This window comes from Parabacteroides sp. 20_3 (genome assembly GCF_964238835.1).
Classification (GTDB): domain Bacteria; phylum Bacteroidota; class Bacteroidia; order Bacteroidales; family Tannerellaceae; genus Parabacteroides; species Parabacteroides distasonis.
In genome coordinates this window covers 219,226-242,213 of sequence record NZ_CAXSNO010000002.1, presented here as the reverse complement: position 1 = coordinate 242,213, position 22,988 = coordinate 219,226, and the positions used below count along the sequence as shown (strand labels likewise).

General features: G+C 46.4%; 18 protein-coding genes. 11 read left to right on the top strand and 7 right to left on the bottom strand.

Annotated features, from left to right (window positions below):
* Positions 1-21: 21 nt before the first annotated feature.
* The 8 genes from ACESPU_RS04855 (at position 22) to ACESPU_RS04820 (ending at position 11,758) form a co-directional block, all read left to right on the top strand.
* The gene (locus tag ACESPU_RS04855; RefSeq protein WP_008772341.1) at positions 22-1,005 is read left to right on the top strand and encodes a PCMD domain-containing protein; all 984 of its coding nucleotides are present in this window, start codon (positions 22-24) and stop codon (positions 1,003-1,005) included.
* A gap of 1 nt (position 1,006) precedes the next feature.
* Entirely contained in the window at positions 1,007-3,001 is a 1,995-nt protein-coding gene (gene ligA, locus ACESPU_RS04850) for an NAD-dependent DNA ligase LigA (protein WP_005857423.1), read from the top strand.
* The gene (locus tag ACESPU_RS04845; RefSeq protein ID WP_048928418.1) at positions 3,002-3,523 is read left to right on the top strand and encodes a hypothetical protein; all 522 of its coding nucleotides are present in this window, start codon (positions 3,002-3,004) and stop codon (positions 3,521-3,523) included. It begins immediately after the preceding gene.
* A gap of 52 nt (positions 3,524-3,575) precedes the next feature.
* Complete coding sequence (gene dapA / locus ACESPU_RS04840; protein WP_005857419.1) at positions 3,576-4,469, top strand: 4-hydroxy-tetrahydrodipicolinate synthase; 894 nt, start codon at positions 3,576-3,578, stop codon at positions 4,467-4,469.
* A gap of 214 nt (positions 4,470-4,683) precedes the next feature.
* Complete coding sequence (locus ACESPU_RS04835; RefSeq protein ID WP_373133170.1) at positions 4,684-8,994, top strand: CusA/CzcA family heavy metal efflux RND transporter; 4,311 nt, start codon at positions 4,684-4,686, stop codon at positions 8,992-8,994.
* Between the two features lie 18 nt (positions 8,995-9,012).
* Positions 9,013-9,939: an efflux RND transporter periplasmic adaptor subunit gene (locus ACESPU_RS04830; RefSeq protein WP_158532545.1), complete on the top strand. Its 927-nt coding sequence runs from the start codon at positions 9,013-9,015 to the stop codon at positions 9,937-9,939.
* Positions 9,936-10,997: a sensor histidine kinase gene (locus ACESPU_RS04825; protein ID WP_008772336.1), complete on the top strand. Its 1,062-nt coding sequence runs from the start codon at positions 9,936-9,938 to the stop codon at positions 10,995-10,997. Before ACESPU_RS04830 ends, ACESPU_RS04825 begins: the two co-directional genes overlap by 4 nt.
* Complete coding sequence (locus ACESPU_RS04820) at positions 10,994-11,758, top strand: LytTR family DNA-binding domain-containing protein (RefSeq protein WP_009017290.1); 765 nt, start codon at positions 10,994-10,996, stop codon at positions 11,756-11,758. The genes ACESPU_RS04825 and ACESPU_RS04820 overlap by 4 nt, the downstream gene beginning before the upstream one ends.
* Here ACESPU_RS04820 and ACESPU_RS04815 read toward each other — a convergent pair.
* From ACESPU_RS04815 to ACESPU_RS04795, 5 genes are all read right to left on the bottom strand, one after another.
* Positions 11,753-13,822, bottom strand: coding sequence for an ATP-binding protein (locus ACESPU_RS04815; RefSeq protein WP_373133169.1), 2,070 nt, complete (start codon positions 13,820-13,822; stop codon positions 11,753-11,755). The genes ACESPU_RS04820 and ACESPU_RS04815 overlap by 6 nt on opposite strands.
* Before the next feature lie 80 nt (positions 13,823-13,902).
* Complete coding sequence (locus ACESPU_RS04810; RefSeq protein WP_005862780.1) at positions 13,903-15,672, bottom strand: ATP-binding protein; 1,770 nt, start codon at positions 15,670-15,672, stop codon at positions 13,903-13,905.
* A gap of 14 nt (positions 15,673-15,686) precedes the next feature.
* On the bottom strand, positions 15,687-16,373 hold the full coding sequence (locus ACESPU_RS04805; protein ID WP_005862778.1) for a response regulator transcription factor: 687 nt from the start codon (positions 16,371-16,373) through the stop codon (positions 15,687-15,689).
* Between the two features lie 180 nt (positions 16,374-16,553).
* Positions 16,554-17,543 (bottom strand): N-acetylmuramoyl-L-alanine amidase, encoded by a 990-nt coding sequence (locus ACESPU_RS04800; RefSeq protein ID WP_008779768.1) that lies wholly within the window; start codon positions 17,541-17,543, stop codon positions 16,554-16,556.
* Between the two features lie 77 nt (positions 17,544-17,620).
* On the bottom strand, positions 17,621-18,199 hold the full coding sequence (locus ACESPU_RS04795) for a 3'-5' exonuclease (RefSeq protein ID WP_005857406.1): 579 nt from the start codon (positions 18,197-18,199) through the stop codon (positions 17,621-17,623).
* A gap of 243 nt (positions 18,200-18,442) precedes the next feature.
* Between ACESPU_RS04795 and ACESPU_RS04790 the strand changes: the two genes are divergently transcribed.
* Genes ACESPU_RS04790 through ACESPU_RS04780 form a run of 3 tightly spaced genes read left to right on the top strand, consistent with a single transcriptional unit; the run spans position 18,443 to position 21,112 of the window.
* A complete protein-coding gene (locus ACESPU_RS04790) occupies positions 18,443-18,889 on the top strand; it encodes a cold-shock protein (RefSeq protein ID WP_005857403.1) in 447 nt (148 codons plus the stop codon).
* 43 nt (positions 18,890-18,932) lie between these two features.
* Entirely contained in the window at positions 18,933-19,754 is an 822-nt protein-coding gene (gene panB / locus ACESPU_RS04785; protein ID WP_005862774.1) for a 3-methyl-2-oxobutanoate hydroxymethyltransferase, read from the top strand.
* An 11-nt stretch (positions 19,755-19,765) separates the two neighbouring features.
* On the top strand, positions 19,766-21,112 hold the full coding sequence (locus tag ACESPU_RS04780) for a cobyrinate a,c-diamide synthase (protein ID WP_158532549.1): 1,347 nt from the start codon (positions 19,766-19,768) through the stop codon (positions 21,110-21,112).
* Here the strand turns inward: ACESPU_RS04780 and udk are convergent.
* Together udk and ACESPU_RS04770 are read right to left on the bottom strand one after the other, a co-directional pair.
* The gene (udk, locus tag ACESPU_RS04775; RefSeq protein WP_005857397.1) at positions 21,069-21,698 is read right to left on the bottom strand and encodes a uridine kinase; all 630 of its coding nucleotides are present in this window, start codon (positions 21,696-21,698) and stop codon (positions 21,069-21,071) included. The genes ACESPU_RS04780 and udk overlap by 44 nt on opposite strands.
* Before the next feature lie 608 nt (positions 21,699-22,306).
* The gene (locus tag ACESPU_RS04770; RefSeq protein ID WP_048928426.1) at positions 22,307-22,981 is read right to left on the bottom strand and encodes a porin family protein; all 675 of its coding nucleotides are present in this window, start codon (positions 22,979-22,981) and stop codon (positions 22,307-22,309) included.
* Between the last annotated feature and the right edge of the window lie 7 nt (positions 22,982-22,988).

Here is a 22,988-nt window from a genome sequence, read left to right as displayed (position 1 = left end):
AGGTATTAAATTGATAGAGGGATGGGTTTGAGTTTAAGAAAGAAAGCGTTATTTTTGGCAATCGCTTGTATGCCTTTGTCCGTGGTTCTCGCGGACGGGGATGGGGTGACATCGGAGAATGTGGTGCCCTTCGCTTATGGAGACATGGATAATTGGATTGTCCGTGAGATTCATGAGTCTGGCATTATCGGGGGAAATACGAAATGGCTTTATGAGCTGGGGCCCTCGGATACGATTGTCGGTAATACGGCGTTTCGTAATATGGGCGGTTCTCCGTGGGCTACTTCCAACGTGATGGCGAAAGTGGCGGGAGTGGTGAAAACCAATACGTCTGTTTTCCCGGAGAAACGGGGGGATGGGATGTGCGCCCGCATGGAGACCCGTTATGAGAGCGTGAAGGTTTTCGGTTTGGTGGATATCGAGGTGATCGCCGCCGGCTCCGTTTTCTTGGGTACGGTGCATGAGCCGATCAAGGGAACAAAAAACCCTCAAGCGATGTTACAATCAGGAGTGCCTTTCTCCAAGAAGCCGAAAGCGTTGCGGTTTGATTATAAGGTGAAAGCCGCTCCCGAGAAGAATCGGGTACGTAGTACGGGGTTCAGCCGTAAGAGTACGGTGGCCGGGCAGGATTCCTTGGCGGTGATCTTGTTGTTGCAGAAACGATGGGAAGACGCGGAAGGGAATGTTTATTCCAAGCGGGTCGGTACGATGGTGCAACGCTATACGGAATCTACCCCTGATTGGGTAAATGACGCTACTTACCCGATCCTTTATGGAAATATAACATCCAAACCCGAATATAAACCGTATATGCGTATACAAGTAGAGGAACGTTATACGTTAAATAGTAAAGGAAAAAGCGTTCCTATCCAAGAGGTAGGCTGGGCGGAGCCGGGCGAGGCACCTACGCATATGGTGTTGCAGTTCACCTCCAGCCACGGAGGGGCCTATATCGGCTCTCCGGGAAATACGTTTTGGATAGACAACGTAGAATTAATATACTAATATGGTCGAAGCAAAGATAAAAGCCCTGCGTGATGAGCTGGAGCGGCATAATTATAATTATTATGTGCTTTCGGCACCGACAATATCAGACTTTGAGTTTGATAAGATGATGAAAGAGTTGCAGGAACTGGAGGCGGCGCATCCCGAGTTCGCCGATCCGGATTCCCCGACCCGGAGGGTGGGGAGCGACCTCTCGAAAGAGTTTGAGCAAGTGGTACATAAATATCCGATGCTTTCGTTGGGTAATACGTACTCCGAGGATGAGATCCGAGATTTTTATGATCGTACGGTCCGCTCCTTGAATGAGCCTTTCGAGATTGTGGCGGAGCTTAAATATGATGGTACTTCTATCTCTTTGACCTATGAGAAAGGACGCTTGACGCGTGCCGTGACCCGTGGCGACGGCACTCGTGGTGATGACGTGACGGCGAATATCAAGACCATCCGTTCGGTTCCATTAAGACTCCGGGGTTCTGATTTTCCGGAGGAGTTCGAGATCCGTGGCGAGGTATTGCTGCCTTGGGCGGAGTTCGATCGCTTGAATAAGGAGCGGGAGGAGCAGGAGGAACCCTTGTTCGCCAATCCTCGCAACGCCGCTTCCGGTACGTTGAAACAGCAGAATCCGGCTATCGTGGCCTCCCGTAAGCTGGATGCTTATTTCTATTATTTATTGGGTGAGAACCTGCCGGCCGAAGGGCATTATGAGAATTTGCAGGCGGCTCGCGCATGGGGTTTTAAGATTCCGGACGTGATCCGTAAATGCCAGAGCCTACAGGATATATTCGATTATATCGCATATTGGGATGTGGAACGTAAGAACCTGCCCGTGGCGACGGATGGAATCGTGTTGAAGGTAAACTCGCTTCGTCAGCAGAGGAACTTAGGTTTTACGTCGAAAAGCCCTCGCTGGGCGATCGCTTATAAGTTTCAGGCGGAGCGTGCCGAGACTCGCTTGAACTCGGTCTCTTTCCAAGTGGGACGGACGGGGACGGTCACTCCGGTGGCGAACCTCGAGCCCGTATTGTTGGCGGGGACGGTGGTGAAGCGGGCTTCCTTGCATAACGCCGATATTATCGAGGGGCTTGACTTGCATATCGGCGACCAAGTGTATGTGGAGAAAGGCGGGGAGATCATCCCGAAGATCGTGGGAGTGAACGTGGAGGCTCGTTCGATGCTGATGGGGGATAAGGTCCGCTTTATCCGTGTGTGTCCGGAGTGCGGGACTCCTTTGGTGCGTCCGGAGGGAGAGGCGGCACATTACTGTCCGAACGAGTCGGGCTGTCCTCCTCAGATCAAGGGGCGTATAGAGCATTTCGTGACCCGGAAGGCGATGAATATCAATATAGGCCCGGAAACGGTGGAGGATTTGTACAACGCCGGTTATGTAAAAGACTCGGCGGACTTATATACGTTGACGGTTGCCGATTTATTGCGTCTGGAACGGTGGGCGGAGAAGAGCGCCCAGAATCTGATGTCGAGTCTGGAGGAATCCAAGCAAGTTCCTTTTGAGAGGGTCTTGTTCGGTCTGGGGATTCGTTTCGTGGGAGAGACGGTCGCTAAACGCTTGGTCTCGGCTTTCCACTCGATCGAGGCATTGGAGCAGGCGTCTTTAGAGGATTTGGTAGCCGTGGACGAGATCGGCGAGCGGATCGCCCAAAGTGTATTGAGTTATTTCTCGGACGAGAAGAACCGTACGTTGGTGAACCGATTAAAGGAACAGGGCTTGCGGATGGCGGTTTCCGAGGAGCAATTGGCGAACCGTTCCGAGAAGTTGAAAGGATTGACGATCGTGATCAGCGGGACATTTTCCAAGCATTCACGTGACGAGTATAAGGCGATGATTGAGCAACATGGCGGCAAGAATAGCGGCTCCGTCTCAGGGAAGACCGATTATATCCTTGCCGGCGAGAATATGGGACCGGCCAAGCTGGAGAAAGCGGCGAAGCTGGGTGTGAAGATTATCAACGAGGATGCGTTCTTAAATATGCTGGAATAAATGTTTACGAATTATTTTATCAAGAAGAAGATACAGGCTTTAGTGTCGGACGCTGCCAAGCGTCCACATCGTTCCCTTTCCTTGGATGAGGCACGTTCGCTTTTGGTCTTGTATAATATAGAGGATCACGAGGACGTCATGAGGGCCTTGGAGCCTTTGCGCAAGGCGAAGAAGGACATCAAGACGTGTGTATATGTGCCGTCCGGAGGAGCGGATATTCCTTTCGACGATTCCAATATTCCTGTACATATAAAGAACGATCTCAATGCGTGGGGATTCCCTTCCGATAGTGTCTTGGAAAAGGTGGGCGCTCTCAAGGCGGATATCTTGATCGATATCACCCGGCCGGGTTGTTATGCCTTGCAATACATCGCTCTCCGGCATCCATCCGCCTTCAAGGTCGGGATTAAGTATCCGGGCCAAGAATGGTACGACTTAGGCTTGACTGTAACAGATAAGGACGATATTCAGTATTTATTCGGACAGATATTATTTTATTTGCGTTCCATCCGTGCTAAATGATATAATTTCCTTATTTTTGCAGTGCTAAATAACAAAAAGGAATATTTTCCCCATGGCAGACATAAATTTAAAAGGAATGGGTGTGGCGTTGATCACGCCATTCAAGGAAGATGAGAGTGTAGATTACGAGGCGTTAGGCAAGCTGGTGGATTATCAGGTGCAGAACGGTACGGATTATTTGGTAGTGCTGGGAACTACAGCGGAAACCCCTACACTTACGGAAGAAGAAAAGAAAAACATTATAAGCTTGGTAGTGACTCGTGTACGGGGCCGTATCCCTATCGTATTAGGCGTGGGAGGTAATTGTACACGGTCGGTTGTCGAGAAGTTGAAGACCGATAATTTCGAGGGTATCGACGCTATCCTCTCGGTCGTACCTTATTATAATAAGCCTTCCCAAGAAGGGATTTACCAGCATTACAAGGCGATCGCCAACGCTACTCATTTACCGATCGTACTCTATAACGTACCGGGGCGTACGGGCGTGAACATGACGGCCGAGACTACGCTTCGTATCGCCCGTGAGTTCGATAACGTGATCGCCGTGAAAGAGGCTTCCGGCAATATCACCCAGATGGATGATATCATCAAGAACAAGCCGGCCCGTTTCAACGTGATCTCCGGTGACGATGGCATTACTTTCCCTTTAATGACATTAGGTGCGGTGGGAGTGATCTCCGTGATCGGTAACGCCTTCCCTCGTGAGTTTAGCCGTATGGTACGTCTGGCCTTGGCGGGTGATTATGATAGCGCACGTACGATCCATCACAGCTTCACGGAGCTGTTCAGCCTGTTGTTCGTGGATGGAAATCCTGCCGGAGCGAAGAGTATGCTGAATATGATGGGCTTTATCGAGAATAAGCTTCGTTTGCCTTTGGTTCCTACACGTATCGTCACGTATGAGAAGATCCGTGAGGTGTTGCGACAGTTGAGCATTAAGTGCTGATCCGCTTTTAACGGCAACGATTCTTATTATTTATATAGAATAACAAAAGGGGCTTCATGTGTCATAGAGGGCATGTGAAGCCTTTTTCTATAGATATGCTCCAACTTCTCATACCGATACTTCAACCTTGATTTCGGTCACTTCATTATTTTATACGGGGCAGGCAAACGCTTACCTTTTATTTTTGTAACTATTATATTAAATAAATGAAGTGATGTTTAAAGCGATTGTCCATTTTTCTATTCAGAAGAAACTATTCGTTGGGTTGACAACCTTGTTTCTGCTTCTGGGAGGAATCTATGCCATGATGACTTTACCGATAGATGCCGTACCGGATATAACGAACAATCAAGTGCAAATCGTGACGGTATCGCCAACCTTGGCCCCGCAAGAGGTAGAGCAATTGATCACCATGCCTATCGAGATAGCGATGAGTAATATCATGAACGTGGAAGAGATCCGCTCCGTTTCCCGCTTTGGCCTGTCATTGGTGACGGTCGTATTTAAGGAAAGCGTACCTACCTTGGATGCCCGCCAACTTATAAACGAGCAGATACAAACCGTGGCGGGAGAAATCCCCACGGAACTGGGTACGCCGGAGCTGATGCCTATCACGACCGGCTTGGGCGAGATTTATCAATATGTATTGAGCGTGGAGCCCGGTTATGAGGAGAAATACGACGCCATGGAACTCCGTACCATTCAGGACTGGATCGTGAAACGGCAACTGAGCGGTATACCGGGTATCGTGGAGATCAATAGCTTTGGCGGCTATCTGAAACAGTATGAGGTAGCGGTAGATCCGGATGCCCTTTATTCCTTGAATATTACGATCGGCGAGGTGTTCGAGGCGCTCAACCGGAATAACCAGAATACAGGCGGCAGTTATATCGAGAAAATCAATAAGGCTTACTACATCCGTAGCGAGGGAATGATCGGCAAGATAAAGGACATCGAGCGCATTGTGATCACGAACCGTGGAGGGATACCGATTCATATAAGCGATGTCGGCTCGGTTCGCTTTGGTTCCGCCAAGCGTTTTGGCGCCATGACAAAGGATGGCGAGGGAGAGTGCGTGGGCGGTATCGCCATGATGTTGAAGGGGGCGAACGCCAATGTCGTGACCAAGGAACTGGAGGCACGGGTCGAAAGGGTACAGAAAATGTTGCCGGAAGGTGTTCGTGTAGAACCTTATTTGAATCGTTCCGAATTGGTAGACCGAAATATATCCACCGTGATCCGTAACTTGATAGAGGGAGCATTGATCGTCTTTATCGTATTGATCATCTTCTTGGGGAATGTGCGGGCCGGTTTGATCGTGGCTTCCGTGATCCCGTTGGCGATGCTTTTCGCTTTTATCTTGATGCGTGTTTTCGGGGTCTCCGCCAATTTGATGAGTTTGGGGGCCATCGATTTCGGTATCGTGGTCGATGGATCGATCGTTATATTGGAGGGGATATTGGCGCATATCTATTCGAGGCGGTTGATGGGGCGTACGCTCTCTGCCGAGGAGATGGACCGGGAGGTCGAGGCCGGAGCCGGTCATGTCGCCCGGAGCGCTACCTTTGCCGTATTGATCATTTTGATCGTCTTCTTCCCGCTACTTACGCTGACCGGGATAGAGGGCAAATATTTTACCCCCATGGCGAAGACCTTGGTGTTTTGTATTATCGGGGCTTTGATCCTTTCGCTCACCTACGTGCCGATGATGGCCTCCCTGTTCCTAAAGCGTACGATCTCTTCGAAGCCTACATTCGCCGATCGTTTCTTCGGGAAATTAAACGGGGTTTACAGGCGTACGCTTCATTTCTGTCTGCGTCATATCTGGGGAACGATCGCTTGTTCTTTTGCGGCTCTGGCTGTGTCCCTTTTCTTATTCACGAGGTTAGGGGCGGAGTTTATCCCTACGCTGGATGAGGGGGATTTCGCCATGCAGATGACGCTTCCCGCCGGTAGTTCCCTGACGCATAGTATCGAGCTATCGAAGCAAGCGGAAGAGACCTTGATGAAGAATTTCCCGGAGATCAAGCATGTGGTAGCCAAGATCGGAACGGCCGAGGTTCCGACCGACCCGATGGCGGTGGAAGACGCGGATATCATGATCGTGATGAAACCTTTCAAGGAATGGACCTCGGCCTCCAGCCGTGCGGAGATGGTGGAGAAGATGAAGGCCTCCTTGGAACCGATTACGGGGGCGGAGTTTAATTTCAGCCAGCCGATCCAGCTTCGCTTCAATGAATTGATGACGGGGGCCAAGGCGGATATCGCGATCAAGCTATATGGAGAGGATATGGCGGAGCTTTATAAGAAGGCGAAGGAAGCCTCTCTTTTCGTGGAGCAAGTACCGGGAGCCGCCGATGTGATCGTGGAGCAGGCGATGGGGCTGCCGCAATTGGTCGTACACTACGATCGTGCCAAGATCGCCCGTTACGGGATGAATATAGAGGAGTTGAACACGATCATCCGTACGGCTTATGCGGGAGAGGCGGCGGGTGTCGTTTTTGAGAATGAGCGACGTTTCGACTTGGTGCTTCGTCTGGATAACGATAAAGTGGCGGATCTGAATTTGGATAAGCTCTTTGTACGGACTGCCGAGGGAATCCAGATCCCGGTTAGCGAGGTCGCTACGATCGAGTTGGTCAACGGGCCTCTACAGATTAACCGGGATGCCACGAAACGCCGTATCGTGATCGGGGTGAATGTCCGTGACGCTGATATCCAGAAAGTCGTGCGTACTATCCAAGAAACCCTTGACAAGCATATCAAGCTGAAACCGGGATACTACTTTGAGTATGGCGGCCAGTTCGAGAACTTGCAGAATGCGATCGATACGCTTACGATCGTGATACCGGTCGCCTTGTCATTGATCTTATTGCTATTGTTCTTTGCCTTTAAGAGTGTTACCTACTCGCTGGTGGTATTTTCTACCGTCCCGTTATCCTTGATAGGGGGTATTCTGGCCCTTTGGTTACGAGGGTTGCCTTTCAGTATATCGGCGGGGGTCGGTTTTATCGCCTTGTTTGGCGTAGCGGTCTTGAATGGTATATTAATGATTAATCATTTTAATAACTTACGAAAACAAACTAAATATCAAATGACAACGAATCGTATCCTCGCGAAAGGATGTCCGCATCTACTTCGCCCCGTATTCTTGACCGGCTTGGTAGCTTCTCTAGGATTCGTGCCGATGGCGATAGCGAAGTCCGCGGGTGCGGAGGTGCAACGTCCGTTAGCGACGGTCGTGATCGGAGGCTTGATTGTCTCCACGATCTTGACGTTGATTATTATCCCGGTATTTTATCGGTTGGTAAATAGCTCGGCCGCTTGGAAGCGCCAACGCTGGTTGAAGCGCCTATTGCCGTTTCTTCTTTTTTTAGGTATCTTATTCCCCACGCATGCCCAACAGACGGTGTCGTTGGAAGAAGCCGTGACGATCGCCTTGGAGAATCATCCTCGCCTGAAGACTGCCACGGCATCCATTGAACGTAGTCGTGCTTCACGGGGAGAGAGCTGGGAGGTGTCACCGACCACCTTTAATTATTCATGGGGACAGATCAACGGTGAGACACGAAACGACAATCAGATGGAGATCACGCAATCCTTGGGCTCTCTATTGACCCCATTTTATAAGAACGCCTTGGTGAACCGTCAAGTCGCCACGGGAGAATATTACCGGGACTTGGTGAAGAAGGAGATTACGGCCGAGGTAAAACGGGCATGGGCTTATTATCAATATGCCTTTCATCTATGTGCCTTGTATAAAGAGCAGATCGAGTGGGCCGGACGTTTGCGAAAGGCAAGTCAGTTGCGTTATGAGCAAGGGGATATCACGCTATTGGAGCGGAATATGTCATCTACCTTGGTCGCCGATCTACAGACCCGTTTGTCGCAGGCGGAGGAGGAGTTGCAATTGGCTACCCGTCGTTTCTCTTGGACTTGTTATTCAGATTCCCCATTGCTGCCTATGGATACGACATTGGTTTTATTCCCCGCTCGCGTAGCCGAGATCGCTCCGTCCGATATCCATCTGAATTACTTCCGGAGCGTGGCCGATGAGAAGAAAGCCATGCTTCGTATCGAACGGAGCCGTTTCTTCCCGGAACTATCGGTAGGATATGTACGTCAGAAAATAGCCCCGTTGAGCGGTCTGGACTCTTGGATGGTCGGGATCTCGTTCCCGGTATTGTTCTTCCCGCAGCATAGCCGGATAAGGCAAGCGAAGATCGATTCCTATATCGCCCGTACGGAAGCGGAGAGCAACATCCGTCAATTGAACAATAAGGTGGAGGAGTTGAGCGTCGCGCTTCGTAAGGAAGGAGAGCATATCCGCTATTATACGACCGGCGCTTTACCGGAAGCGGATGCTTTGTTGAAGAGCGCGACGGTACAGTTCAAAGAGAGCGAGACAGATATCACGCAGTTTGTTCAAAGCCTGAACGCCGCCCGGGAGATCCGGCGGGGATATATCGAGGCCGTATATGCCTATAATATATCAGCGCTTGAGTTGGAGTTGTATAGTAGATAACCAGAAAAATAGTATAAGATGAAAAAGATATGGATTCCTGCGGCTCTTATGGCATTGGCCGCATGCAGTATGACAAACAACGCGGAGAAAGGACAGGTCGATTCGCAAGACATAACTACCCGGCCCGCTATTACTCAAGTAGCAGAAAACGTACCGTCCGAACCATCCGTGGATAGCGTAGAGGTGGATGGGATTTCCTCGGCTACGGCCCTTCCGAATCACTCCTCTTTCAACGGGATCATGGTAGTTCCCCCGCAGCGGCAGGCTACGGTTACGTTGACGATGGGAGGCACGGTTCATGCTACTACGTTGCTTCCGGGCGATTATGTGAAGAAGGGCTCGGTGATCGTCAGCTTGGAGAATCCGGATTTTATCACGTTGCAACAGACCTATTTGGATGCCCATGCCCAAACGGAATACTTAGAGGCTGAGTATAAAAGGCAACAGCGTTTGAGCGAGCAAGAAGCGGCCTCGCAAAAACGTTTCCAGCAAAGCAAGGCGGATTATCTTTCCATGAAGAGCCGTCAAGATGCCGCCGCTGCGCAACTCGCTATCCTAGGTGTCTCCGCCGGCGATCTTCTGGAAGACGGTATCCAACCTTATTTGGAGGTAAAAGCGCCACTGAGCGGTTATGTCGCCGGGCTGTCCATTAATCTCGGTAAATACGTGAACGCGGGCGAACCGATCTGTGATGTGATCGATAAAGGCGAGACTCTTCTTTGCCTGACCGCTTATGAGAAGGATTTAGCGGACTTATCCATTGGGAACCAAGTGCAGTTCCGGGTGAATGGAATGGGGAAGGAGACCTTCCATGCGGTCTTGATCTCGATCGGACAGGAGGTGGACGAGACGAGCCGTTCCTTGGAAATGTACGCTCGGGTAAAAGAGACAAATCCTCGTTTTCGTCCCGGTATGTATGTTTCCGCACGGGTAGAGAAGAAATGACTATCTTTGCCTTCATGAAGAAAATGAATATAAAGAATAAATATGTGTTCTCGTTGGTCATCATATCGATCATGGTGGCCTTCTTGATCCATTTCCCGGAATTGGTGTCGTTGTTTGACGTTACCGGGCAGAACGCTCTTTTTCCGGATATGTCGGTATTGGATGTAGCGAATGAGGTCTTTTTCACCTTCGTGTCCCTCTTACTGTTATTTGCGATGAACACGTATGTCTTTGGTTTCAATCGGCAGAAAGCGCGTATCTCTTGGCAGAAGGTCCTTCTCTCGTTCGTAATGACTTGGTGCGTGAATAATTTATTAGGAAAAGGTTTCGTGTTCTTGCACCATCAGTTTGATATCCCGGCGATCGACGCCTTGGTACATCATTATCTGCATCCGTTGAGGGATTTTATCATGTCGTGCGTCGTTACGGGTAGTTGCTATATGATTTACCTGATTCGTCAAAGCCAGCAAGTACAGGTCGAGAACCAGCAATTGCGGGCGGAGAATCTATTGAACCAATATGAGGCCTTGAAGAGCCAGCTTAATCCTCATATGTTATTTAATTCCTTGAATACGCTCCGTTCCTTGATCCGGGAGACTCCCGGGAAGGCACAAGAATATTTGCAGGAGTTATCCCGTGTCTTACGTTATACCTTGCAAGAGAATGAGTGCCGTAGTGTTACTTTACGGGAGGAGATGGATTTCGTGAACGCTTATATCTTCCTTTTGAAAATGCGCTATGAGGATAATCTGGTCTTCGATATAGACTTAGGGAAGGAGCACGAGTCTAAGCAACTGCCTCCTATGTCGGTGCAGCTTTTGATCGAGAACGCCGTGAAGCATAACGAGATCAGCAACCGTCATTCATTGACCATTTCCGTTCGTTCTGACCATGATTCCTTGACGGTTAGCAATCCCATCCAACCGAAATTGACACATAGCGGAGGCACCGGTATTGGCTTGGTGAACCTGAGTAAACGTTATAACCTCTTGTATAAGAAAGATATTTCCATAAAAGAAGATGCTAGTATATTCAGCGTAACAATCCCTTTGGTATGAAAGCTTTGATAATAGAAGACGAGAAAGCGGCTGTCCGTAATTTGATGGCATTGCTGGGAGAGGTTGATCCGGATATCGAGGTGATCGATGTCCTAGATAGTATTACGGATAGTGTTGAATGGTTTCAATCGCATCCAATGCCGGAACTTATCTTTCTGGATATCCATTTGGCGGATGGTTCGGCTTTCGAGATCTTCGGTCATGTAGATATCTCTTGCCCGATCATTTTCACGACAGCCTATGATGAATATGCGCTGAAAGCGTTTAAAGTGAATAGCGTAGATTATCTGCTGAAACCGATCGACGCGGATGATATACGGAAAGCTTTGGATAAGTTGTCACGGTTACAATCGACGGCTGTGGAGAAAGAAGCGATCGATTATTCCGCTGTCATGCAAGCCTTGAAGCGGGTGGAAGGATATAAAACGCATTTCTTGATCCCTGTGAAAGGGGATAAGCTGCTACCTGTTTCCGTGGATATGATCTTATTTTTCTATATAGCGGACGGAAATGTAAAGGCGGTGATGACGGACGGGAAGGAATACCTTTTCACGCAGACCTTGGATGAGCTCGCCGATAGCCTTGATCCTGCCTTGTTCTTCCGGATCAATCGTCAGTACTTGATATCCAGAAAGGCGGTGCAAGATATCGATCTCTGGTTTAACGGACGCCTTGCGGTCAATTTGATCGTACCGACCTTGGAGCGTATATTGGTTAGCAAGGCGAGAGTGCCGGATTTCAAGACGTGGTTTACGTCATGATGGATTATCAAGAGGATTATAGGGGTGGAGTACGATGAACCGGGCTCCATGCTTATACGTCGGGTCTAATTGAATGGAGCCACCTAAATGCTCGATAATCGTTTGGCTGATGGATAACCCTAAGCCTGTACCCTGCGCGTATTCATCTACCTTTTCGAAACGCTCGAATATGACTTTCTGCTTATCCTCCGGTATTCCACATCCGGTATCGGTTACGGTGATACGTACATGCTGTTTGTCCTCATCTATTTGATAAGATAGGTTGATCTCTCCTTCTTTCGTGAATTTGCAGGCATTAGTCAATAAGTTTATCAATAATTGTTGGAGACGTATCGAATCTGTCTGAATATGTAAGGGGTCTTCAGAAGGTGTATAGGTCAATTGAACACCCGGAAAGACCCGGTGCTCTACACTTGCCAAAGCGTTCCGGCAACAATCTGATAAGCTTGTCTTCTCTATAATGAACTTCATATTCCCGGATTCTAGGCGAGAAAGGTCAAGAATGTCATTTATCAGATTAAGTAATAAATAAGAGTTATTGTTGATAATGGAGAAAAACTCTTTCTTTTCGCCAGCGGAAATAGATTCATCGGATATTAATTCCGAAAAGCCGACAATTGCGTTAAGTGGCGTACGGATCTCATGGCTGATATTGGCGATAAACGTGCTTTTCATCTGGTTGGCGTGTTCCGCTATCTCTTTGGCTGTACGAAGTTGACGCTCGGACTCTACTAAGGCTTCCTTGTCTTTCATAAGTTCTCGTTGGTAGCGGCGTGCGGAGCGATAGGACTTGTATACGATGTATAGCATCACTAAAAGAACGATCGATACTACGAGTAGAATAATCATTAACAACCTTTGGGTATGCAGTTGTTGTTCACGTAGCTGTAGTTCATATGCCTGCATCTCTTGATTGTTTAGATCATGTAATGTCCGGAGCTGATTGATCTGCCGGTTGAAGGCCTCGTCATGCAACATCTTGGTATGTTCTACAACTTCTCTACTAAATGCGAGCGCTTCTTTATAACGTCCCAATGCTTCGAGTATCTCGACTTTCAGTTCCGATGTTCGTATATCTTCTTCTGTTAATTTATTTTTATCTATGATATTCAGCGCCCTTTCATACATACCTATTAAATAGTAATACTTGGCGAAAACAAAGTTATAACAGAATTTCGTATAATCATCTCCGGTTTTCTCTACGATCGGTGTCGCCTTCAACAAGGTCTCCAATGTCTCCTTGGGCTTGTCTTGAAGGACATACATATCCGCATAAAAAACATACATTAGCGCACGGCAACGATCCACGGGGAAAGCGGTTCCTTGTTCTTCATTCTCTCTTTCCCTATCTTGGATCATTTCATCGTAACGAGTTAATAATTCCTTGGCTTCGGTGAAATGGTCGGTTCGAAGATAAGATTCGATGAGGTTTGCCATGTATTGCATCTCGAATTTCGGATTGTCACCTCGTTTCTGTAATAAATCGAGACCTTCCCGATAAGCTACTATCGCGTCACTATCCCGATGTATCTCTTGATAGATTAAACCTAGGTTCTCATTGCAACAAATCAATCCATATTCACTTTTTGTATCACGGGCATAGTTGTATAGGCTGATCGCCCCGTTCATCGCTAACTCATAATTGCCGTCCCATAGATCCATTTGGCAAATGAATCCTCGTGCATCGAATAATGCGTCTGGAACCTCATTCTTGGCCGCGGCTAATGAATCTATCTTATGCGACCAGTAAATCAGGCTATCCCTGTTTTGTATATTGTAATAATGGCGGGATAAGTTGGCCCATGCGTAATATAAGGAAACATGACCTTTCGAAGTGGAGCTTGCCACATCTGCCATTTTGTTTAGGTAAACAATCTCCTTGGGCATTTGCCTGTACATTGTCGCTAAATCCTTATATAACTCGATCTGTTCATTTATGGCTGGCGAGGACTTTAATAGGGATAAAAGGCTGTCTTCCCTTTGTCGGGTAGTATAGGTATTTTCCCCTAAAGAAAACATTGGGATCATTAAATAGATAAATAATACTAAATAGGTATTTCTCATGATATTGTATGATGTTCAATACAAAAATACATTTTAATATTAAATATCAAGCGTATGTTATGGAATTTTAGAGGTCTGCCTTATAGTTTCTTTTTCAAAGTGAAGAAAAAAGTAACCCCTTTTCCCGGACTGCTCTTCGCCGATATTTGTCCTTTATGAAAATTAACCCCGTTTTTAACGATGGATAATCCTAATCCGGTTCCTCCGATCTTACGACTGCGTCCCTTGTCTACCCGGTAGAAGCGCTCGAATATGCGATTGATATGTTCTTCCGGGATACCCACTCCATTATCGGAGAAGCTAAAGTAATAATATTTAGGATCTTCTTTATAGCAGTTGACGGTAATCCTTATGTTTTCTCCCGCATAAGCGATCGCGTTGTCATATAGATTCCGGAATATGGAATAGAGTAGGGAGTTATTCCCGAACACGGTCGGATCTCCCGGGAGGATAATTTCCGACGTGATGTGTTTTTCTTCCATATCTTGGGAGCATTCTTTTTGTATCTCGGCGATAAGCTTCGTGATATTTACTTCCGTGAGGTCGAACATCTCGGATGCCTCGTCAAGTCTGTTTAATACGGAAATATCTCGTAATAATCCTGTAAGGCGGGTACTTTGGGAATAACAACGTTCCAAGAAAAATTGACGTTTGTCCGGACTCAAATCTGGGTTGGATAGGATTGTTTCCAAATACCCTTGAATGCTGCTGACCGGTGTTTTCAGCTCGTGAGAGACGTTCTGCGTAAGCTGTCGTTTCATCCGGCTTTCTTCTTCTTGACGGGATATATCATTAATAGAGATCTCATAACTATTATCGAGGAATAAAATACATTCGATCAAGAATATTTTACCGTTCTTGTCAATAGTCACGGACTCTCTTAATACTTTCTTTTTCCGATTCAGATTCCGGATATTCTTATTCAAGAAGGTACGGATTGGTTCTAATTCGGCTATATCAGTAACGTCTTCCACTTGGTGGATCTGGGTGTCGGATATGACATTTATGAATTGAATGAATAGGATGTTAGAAAGAATCTCCCGCCCTTCACTTGTAAACATAGCGAAGCCTTCCTTGGAATATTGGAAATGTTTGATAAGCTTTTCCCGTTCCATGGATAACTCGTTTTTCGCTTTCTGTTGCCGATGGTATAAGGTTACGATATTCTGTGAGATATCACCTAGTTCATCATTCGGGAAAACATAATCGACCGCAGGCATTCGATCTTTCTCTACGTTTAAGGCGAAATCCCTTAGTTTGGATATCGTTTTACCTATGCTGAAAGTAAAACGGGAAAGGACAAAGAAGAAAATCAAGGTCATCAATGCCATGAAATAAATGAAGTCCTTGTTTACTGTCAATATCCCTCTTACATATGGATCATAGGGCAGGGCTGAGCGGTAAATATAACCTCCTATATTCGATGCCGAATAGAAATACCTTTTTCCCGTAGATTCCGAGGAACGGATAGCGAACCCTTCATTATATAATCGGGCTTTGCGTACCTCGCTCCGGTCGTTATGGTTATTAAACTCGTCCGTCCCGCTATTATCAAACAATACGTCGCCAGATGGATCTATAATGGTTACCCGCAAATCCTTTTGAGGGATGTCGTCCATGAAACTTATTACGGTCTTGTTGATGTCCGTACTTTGTTGGCATTTGCGGAATAATTGGTAATTATAGTTACTCAACACATTGTTCAACTTTTCTTGTGCGAACTCCCTTTCCCGCTGATATTGGAATAGCAGGAAACAGACCGTAAAGCCCAAGAACATAAAAAAGACCGACCAGAAAAGCCGTTGGCTAAACGGTATCCGGTGCCTTTTCTCACCATCTATCTTTACCATGATTCACGACAATATTAGCATTCAAAACAATAACCGAAACCTAAGCGAGTTACGATGTTCTTTCCATAAGGACCTATTTTCTTACGTAACCGGGTGATGTTGACATCGATGGTACGGTCTAGAACATATACCTCGTCTTTCCAGATGCGAGACAGTATTTCCTCTCTGGAGAAGACGTTCCCTTTATTTTCCAATAGAAGTTTTAGTATCTCAAACTCTTTTTTGGTCAATGGAACTTCCACCCCGTCTACCGTAGCCTTGATGCGTTTCGTATCAAGAGCTAATGTCTCATACTCGAGTTTCTCAATCTCTTTATCTTTTGATTTCTCGGAAGTTCTTCTTAGTACGGCCTTAACACGCGCTATCACTTGGCGGATGGAGAAAGGCTTGGAGATATAGTCGTCCGCCCCGAGATTGAACCCTGTGAGCATATCGTTCTCCGTATCTTTGGCCGTGAGGAAGATGATAGGGGTATTGGCCGTCTTCTCATCTTGTCGCAGGATACGTGCCATCTTGAAACCGGAGATTTCTCCCATCATGACATCCAACAATAATAAATTGTAAACGGTCAGATCCTTTTTCAATGCCTCTTCCGCACTATAGGCGGTATCTACTTCATAACCTTCTATTTCTAAGTTGAATTTAAGGATCTCACACAAATCCTCTTCATCATCCACTACAAGAATACGAGTTGTTGCCATAAGCTGTTCTGTTTTTAAAAGAGTGCCTTACGGCTCTCCATATACAAATATAATTATTTTTGGCAAAGAACGGATATTCTTATTTCGGAGAAATGAAATATATGTTACATTGCTGTTAAAATCGCTCATGTAACATTTCTGCCGCAGGATATGTGTTAGTATAATAGATCATTAGGGATGCTACTTCCTATAATAATTATAATCCGTGACAAAACCCTCGCAAAGCCAGTTGGCCAAGGCTTGCCGATTGTTGCTGAGGATGATCCGTTGTTGGTCGTATTGGTTTTGTATGTTGCCCAATTCGACGAATACGGAGGTCGGGGTCGTGTGACGTAATACATATAAGTTACGATCGTCTACCGTGCCCGAGAATCCCCGGCCCGGCTGGTGGCGGTTGTATTTGCGCGAGAAAGTGGATTTCATCGTTTTAGCCAAGCGCTTGCTCGCTTGATCCTTGGGCTTATGATAGAAAAAGACATCGGTCCTTTGATGCCGGCTCCGGCTGTCCACATGGATGAATATCGCTCTCTTATAAGTTTCTTTATCTTTCCGGCTCAAGCTGTTTATCTTGGCGCAACGCTGATCCAGACGGCTTACTTGGCTGAGGGGGATCGGACTACCCATACAAGTTTCCCGTTTGCTGTTATTGAGGAATTGCTGGTCACGTATTCCGTCCTTTGCGTCTTGGATGATAATATGTACCTTTGCGCCTCGCGTTAAAAGATTGCGTGCCAAACGTAGCATGATGTCGTAAGCGTATTCATCCTCATGCAATTCATGGGAGCCCATTTTACCGATCGCCCCGGGGTCCGGACCGCCATGACCGCTGACCAAATAAAAGCAAGCTCCCTTTAAATCGGAAGAAGTTACTTTGTAACTGGCTAGTGACTTGCCGAATAGGGGCTGATAATTCTTCTTCTGAGGGGCGGAGGCGAGCGGAGGCAAGGTATATTTTACGCCCATGCGCAGAGTGTTATTTTTACCCAACTTCCCTTTATTAAGCTCGATAAACTCTTTCTGATACGTCCCGCCGGTACGGTTGAAGCGTTTGAGAAAAAGAGTGATGCCCTCTCCGTTTTTCGGATACGCCTTTTCTTGGGCAGTCAAGGAACCTGTATATACGAGAGCGATAATAAAGAAGAAAATACGGATACTATGTTTCACAGACATCTTAAAAATTGATTCTACGCCGTAAAGATAATTAAATCAACCTATAGTCAAAAACGATAATTTATAAAAAGAATCAATCAACCCATAAATGAGAGGGAGGATATCCTATTATAAATTTCTTTGGTTAATTGAATATCATAGGACGCGTCGTGCAATTTCGCGGAATCTATTTGTATGCCTAAAGCCCTTGCCACCGTTTCCTGCTTGAAATCTGTCATCTCATGCCGTTTGCGCATCAAATGCTGGGTAGACAATACCATTACGTCGATCGAGTTCACCCAGAACCATGAGTAGAAATAATTATCTCCGTTCTGTACGAAGAAGGCTTTCAAGAAGTGATTATCGAAAGAGGCGTTGTTGTATCCAACGAGGAAGAACTTGTCTTTTTTATCAAATTTGTCCACGTATTTGGACAGCATGTTCACAAATTTAACGTACACCTCTCGCATGGGAGGATAAGCTTGTATCTGTTCCTTGGACACGTTGCAAATGCGAAGCGCTTCTTCCTCTATCTCACATTGGGGATGCGGGCAGACATTGAAATTAAAAGATTCCTTCGTAACCCCATCAATTACGATCTCCCCACTTATTTGGTGGACGCCATTTCTCCAGTATTTTATGCCGGTAGTCTCTAAATCAAAAAAAAGTAGTTTCATAAATGCTTTTTGGTATAGGATGCAAAAGTAAGTTTTTTTATTCTTAAATGAGAGAATCTATAAGGTTTTCTCCGTTTATTTTATTATCTTTGCGAAAGTTTGAGTCTAGAATCATTATCGACATAGTTCTTCTTTTTATAATTATTAAGCGGATCTCTCCTTTAATCATCAATTCTCACGCTAAGTTAGTATAAACAACGCTTCACGGAACGTGAGGCCCTAGTATAAATTAAAATCGACTGTATGGCAAAATACGCATCATTTGGTAAACGTGAAAACGAGAAAAAGAAACAAGCCCGCCGAGTAGAGAAACAGAACAGGAAAGAGGAAAGAAAATCGTCCGGCAAGGCGACTAGCTTTGAGGATATGATCGCTTATGTGGATGAAAATGGGATGATCACCTCTGTCCCTCCCGAACTTCGTCAAAAAGAAGAGATAAATCAGGAAGATATCTTGATCTCGACTCCTAAGAAAGAGGATGTGGCTCCCGTTATCTTAAGGGGCAGGGTAGACTATTTTAATGAGGCAAAAGGGTTCGGGTTTATCCGTGACTTGTCGGGGACGGAAAAGTATTTCTTTCACGTGAACAATGTTGTGGATGATATCTCCGTGAATGATATCGTGACGTTCGACCTTGAACGTGGCGACAGAGGCTTAAGTGCCGTGAATGTTTGTCTTGAAAATAAATAATAATACTTACCTTTGCGGCCGAAACAATTAATAAAAATATAATATGTCTGTCGCAAAAGTAGATGATAATAGAAAGGTGACCACGCATCGCCTGATAGAGATGAAGCAGCGTGGCGAGAAAATATCCATGCTTACCGCCTATGATTATTCGATGGCGAAATTGATCGATCAAGCAGGAATGGATGTGATCTTGGTGGGAGACTCCGCTTCTAACGTAATGGCTGGAAACGTGACCACTTTGCCGATTACGCTCGACCAGATGATTTACCATGGTAAATCGGTCATGAAAGCGGTGAATCGTGCGCTGGTGGTGGTAGACCTGCCTTTCGGTACGTACCAAGGAAACTCTAAAGAAGCCTTGGCCTCCGCTATCCGGGTGATGAAAGAGACGCATGCCGATTGTATCAAGTTGGAAGGCGGGGCTGAGGTTCGGGAATCTATCGAACGTATCTTGTGTGCCGGTATTCCAATTATGGGACATTTAGGATTGACGCCGCAATCGATCAATAAATTCGGTACGTATACGGTACGTGCCCGTGAAGAGGCCGAGGCTAAGAAACTGATCGAGGATGCCCATTTGCTAGAGGAGATAGGTTGTTTCGCCTTGGTGTTGGAAAAGATCCCGGCGGAGTTGGCGGCTCGTGTCGCTTCGGAGCTTACGATCCCGGTTATCGGCATTGGCGCCGGTGGAGGCGTAGATGGTCAAGTGTTGGTTATGCATGATATGCTCGGTATCAATCAAGGCTTTTCTCCTCGTTTCTTACGTCGCTACGCTAATTTAGGGGAGGAGATTACCCGTGCCGTACAAGCGTACATCGAGGACGTGAAATCTCAAGACTTCCCGAACGAGAAGGAGCAATATTAGAAACAGAATACATGAGATCTCATTTGCTAATAGGTGCCGCTTCGTCGGGAAGCGGGAAGACTACTTTTACCTTAGGATTGCTTCGTGCCTTGAGAAATCGTTCTTTACGGGTGCAGCCTTTTAAGTGTGGGCCGGATTATATAGATACTCGTCATCATAAAATGGCGGCTGGTTGCGCTTCCGTGAATTTGGATGGTTTCATGATGTCGGAAGGGCATATCAAGGATTTATATGCCCGGTATACCTCGAATGCGGATGTAGCCGTGACCGAAGGGGTGATGGGGCTGTTCGATGGCTACGATGCCATGCGAGGGAGTAGTGCGGAGATCTCCGGTTTATTGCGGATACCGATCGTATTGGTGGTGAACGCTAAAAGTACGGCTTATTCGGTGGCTCCCTTGCTTTATGGCTTCCGGAATTTTCGGAAAGATCTGAATGTCGTGGGGGCGGTATTTAATTTCGTGGCGTCGGAGAGTCATTATTCTTTCTTGAGACAAGCGTGTGAGGATGCGGGTGTGGAAGCGTTAGGCTATCTACCGAAGTGTGCGGATGTAGAGATCCCGAGCCGGCATTTGGGGTTGTCGTTGGATGAGGACTTTTGCTTTGAGGAGTTTGCGGACCGGGTTGCTTGCTTGGTGGAGGAGCATGTGGATATAGACCGCCTGTTGGCAATCACGGCTTTGCCAGAGCGACAGCCAGTTCCTCGGGTTAAGGAAGTCATGAGGACTGTTTCAAAGGCAAACTTAAATATAGCCATCGCCCGTGATCCCGCTTTTAATTTCTCATATGAGGAAAATATACATTTCTTATCTACTCTAGGCAAGATTACCTATTTCAGTCCATTGAGGGATGATTGTTTACCGGAGGCCGATTTTGTCTATTTGCCGGGTGGATATCCCGAGTTATATTTATCGGAGTTGAGCATGAATTCCGGGATGCGTGAATCGATTCATTCCTTTGTGGAAGTGGGGGGCAAGTTGCTGGCGGAATGTGGGGGGATGATGTATCTCTGTAAAGAGATTATCGGTACGGATGGGATTGCCTATCCAATGGCCGGTGTATTACCGCAATCCGCCACGATGGAGAACATGAAGTTACGTTTAGGGTATCGGACTTTATGCTATAAGAATGATGTCCTACGAGGGCATGAGTTCCATTATTCCCGGATCGTGCCTATGGAAAGCCCGCTGCCTTCGGTAGCGAAAGCCTTTACGGCGAAAGGAGGTCAAACGGATACCCCGCTATATCGCTACAAGAACGTATTGGCGGGGTACACGCATTTATATTGGGGAGATCCCTGTCGGAACGATTGGTTTATTGATTTTCTGTATGGGGAAGCCCCAGATTGTTCTCGATAAACATTTTCAATATATTGATGGCGATCTGGTTGCTTCCTCCTTCGGGTATAATTAGGTCGGCATATCGTTTGCTAGGCTCTATAAATTGCAGGTGCATAGGCTTTAGTACCCGGGTATAGCGTTCCATTACCGCTTCCGCCGTGCGTCCTCTCTCGATCATATCCCGTTGGATCACACGGATAAGACGTTCGTCCGAATCTGTATCGACAAATACTTTCAAGTCCATCAAGTCTCGTAATTGAGGGTCGCATAAAGCGAGGATCCCTTCGATGATGACAACATCACGAGGCTCGATATGAATGGTCTCGGGCAATCGGCAGCAGGTAAGATAAGAATAAGTCGGCTGCTCGATGCATTTCCCCTCTTTCAGCAAGGTGACTTGCTCTGAGAGGAGCGGCCAATCAAATGCGTCGGGATGGTCGAAATTAATATATTGACGTTTCTCTACCGGCACATGGCTGTTATCTTTGTAATAAGAATCTTGAGGGAGTAATACGACCTCACCGGGAGGTAAACTTTCTATGATCTTTTTTACCACTGTAGTTTTCCCGGAACCAGTCCCGCCCGCTATACCTATAATTAGCATGATTTCTTATATTAATCCATATTTATGTTTATAAATGCAAAGGTAAGAAATATTTATAGTGGTAGTATTTCGCTGTTAATAGAAAAAACGAGATAAAAAGAGCTGAATTCTATGTTGTATAGCATGTTTATCTTAAATAAAGTTAATGAGTAGGCTTTTCTTGTTGGAAAATTATGCTGCATAACATAAAGTCTCTATATTTGCACTGTGTTTTTCATGGTATTAGATTTAAGGTTAACAATGAGATTGGCTGTCCGTGACGGATGGCCTTTTCTTTTATAGTAGGTCACCTCAACAATAATGATAGTTAGATGCGTTCCCCATTGTATTCATGATTTATTACTGTAGAACCTTCCTGTTGGATAAAGGTATTATCGGAAGTAGCTTGTACGCCTGTATCCAAAGATCTTTTCACGGATGTGAAATGATCTTTTCACAAGGGTGAAACGATCGTATCACGAGCGTGAAAAGATCTCTTCACAGGTGTGAAAAGATCAGATCGTCCGGAGATTGGCTATACTATCCACCGTTCTTACCCCTTGAGTGGGATTACTTGCGGCACAGATCTTACGATTGGTTGTTACGATATTATCACGGGCCCATCCCCTTTATTTGCTAAAGATGGGAATCAGATAGGTTAGTTTCGCGGATATTATTTGGCTGGAAGATTTAGAGAAAGTGTCTCCTTTACGGCTATTGAACATATCGCCCAGTGCATAGTAATAACGACCTTCCAACAGGAAAGAGCCTATTCCGGTGCGGAGCTCGATTCCCGGTCCGCCGCAAAGCCCCCAATCGAACTTCTTTTGGACTTCCATTGTATGTTGTTCGTCCGGACGGTTCGCGTTCGGGTTCTCGCCATTAAGGTTCGACTCCGTGCTTTCGCTCAGCGCATAACCGATTTTAGGCCCTAGATTGACGAATACACGCACTCGCTTGCTTCCGAAATGGATGTGAGTCAAGAACGGAAGCTCCATATAGTTTACCGTACGGCTATATTTATATTGAGGTTTCTCCTCAAACTTCTCTTCCCATCCATGTTGGGTAAAGTTCAATTCCGCCTGTATGCCTAAATTGGGTTCCGTATTCCAACGTATCGTCGCTCCCCCGTTAAACCCAAGTTTCATCTTCGTAGGGACTTTTGGGGCAAAACTTACGCTAGAGAAATTTAATCCGAAGGACGCTCCAACCGCAAGCTCTTGCTTAAAAGTACTTTTCTGCGCATAGCAAATCGATAAGCTTGCCATGCACAGAAATATCGCTACAAATATCTTTTTCGTCATCATATCA

Excerpts from the sequence above, each read along its gene's own strand:
- ACESPU_RS04855 (WP_008772341.1), top strand. The coding sequence starts at position 22 with ATGGGTTTGAGTTTAAGAAAGAAAGCGTTATTTTTGGCAATCGCTTGT.
- ligA (WP_005857423.1), top strand. The coding sequence starts at position 1,007 with ATGGTCGAAGCAAAGATAAAAGCCCTGCGTGATGAGCTGGAGCGGCAT.
- ACESPU_RS04845 (WP_048928418.1), top strand. The coding sequence starts at position 3,002 with ATGTTTACGAATTATTTTATCAAGAAGAAGATACAGGCTTTAGTGTCG.
- dapA (WP_005857419.1), top strand. The coding sequence starts at position 3,576 with ATGGCAGACATAAATTTAAAAGGAATGGGTGTGGCGTTGATCACGCCA.
- ACESPU_RS04835 (WP_373133170.1), top strand. The coding sequence starts at position 4,684 with ATGTTTAAAGCGATTGTCCATTTTTCTATTCAGAAGAAACTATTCGTT.
- ACESPU_RS04830 (WP_158532545.1), top strand. The coding sequence starts at position 9,013 with ATGAAAAAGATATGGATTCCTGCGGCTCTTATGGCATTGGCCGCATGC.
- ACESPU_RS04825 (WP_008772336.1), top strand. The coding sequence starts at position 9,936 with ATGACTATCTTTGCCTTCATGAAGAAAATGAATATAAAGAATAAATAT.
- ACESPU_RS04820 (WP_009017290.1), top strand. The coding sequence starts at position 10,994 with ATGAAAGCTTTGATAATAGAAGACGAGAAAGCGGCTGTCCGTAATTTG.
- ACESPU_RS04815 (WP_373133169.1), bottom strand. The coding sequence starts at position 13,822 with ATGAGAAATACCTATTTAGTATTATTTATCTATTTAATGATCCCAATG.
- ACESPU_RS04810 (WP_005862780.1), bottom strand. The coding sequence starts at position 15,672 with ATGGTAAAGATAGATGGTGAGAAAAGGCACCGGATACCGTTTAGCCAA.
- ACESPU_RS04805 (WP_005862778.1), bottom strand. The coding sequence starts at position 16,373 with ATGGCAACAACTCGTATTCTTGTAGTGGATGATGAAGAGGATTTGTGT.
- ACESPU_RS04800 (WP_008779768.1), bottom strand. The coding sequence starts at position 17,543 with ATGTCTGTGAAACATAGTATCCGTATTTTCTTCTTTATTATCGCTCTC.
- ACESPU_RS04795 (WP_005857406.1), bottom strand. The coding sequence starts at position 18,199 with ATGAAACTACTTTTTTTTGATTTAGAGACTACCGGCATAAAATACTGG.
- ACESPU_RS04790 (WP_005857403.1), top strand. The coding sequence starts at position 18,443 with ATGGCAAAATACGCATCATTTGGTAAACGTGAAAACGAGAAAAAGAAA.
- panB (WP_005862774.1), top strand. The coding sequence starts at position 18,933 with ATGTCTGTCGCAAAAGTAGATGATAATAGAAAGGTGACCACGCATCGC.
- ACESPU_RS04780 (WP_158532549.1), top strand. The coding sequence starts at position 19,766 with ATGAGATCTCATTTGCTAATAGGTGCCGCTTCGTCGGGAAGCGGGAAG.
- udk (WP_005857397.1), bottom strand. The coding sequence starts at position 21,698 with ATGCTAATTATAGGTATAGCGGGCGGGACTGGTTCCGGGAAAACTACA.
- ACESPU_RS04770 (WP_048928426.1), bottom strand. The coding sequence starts at position 22,981 with ATGACGAAAAAGATATTTGTAGCGATATTTCTGTGCATGGCAAGCTTA.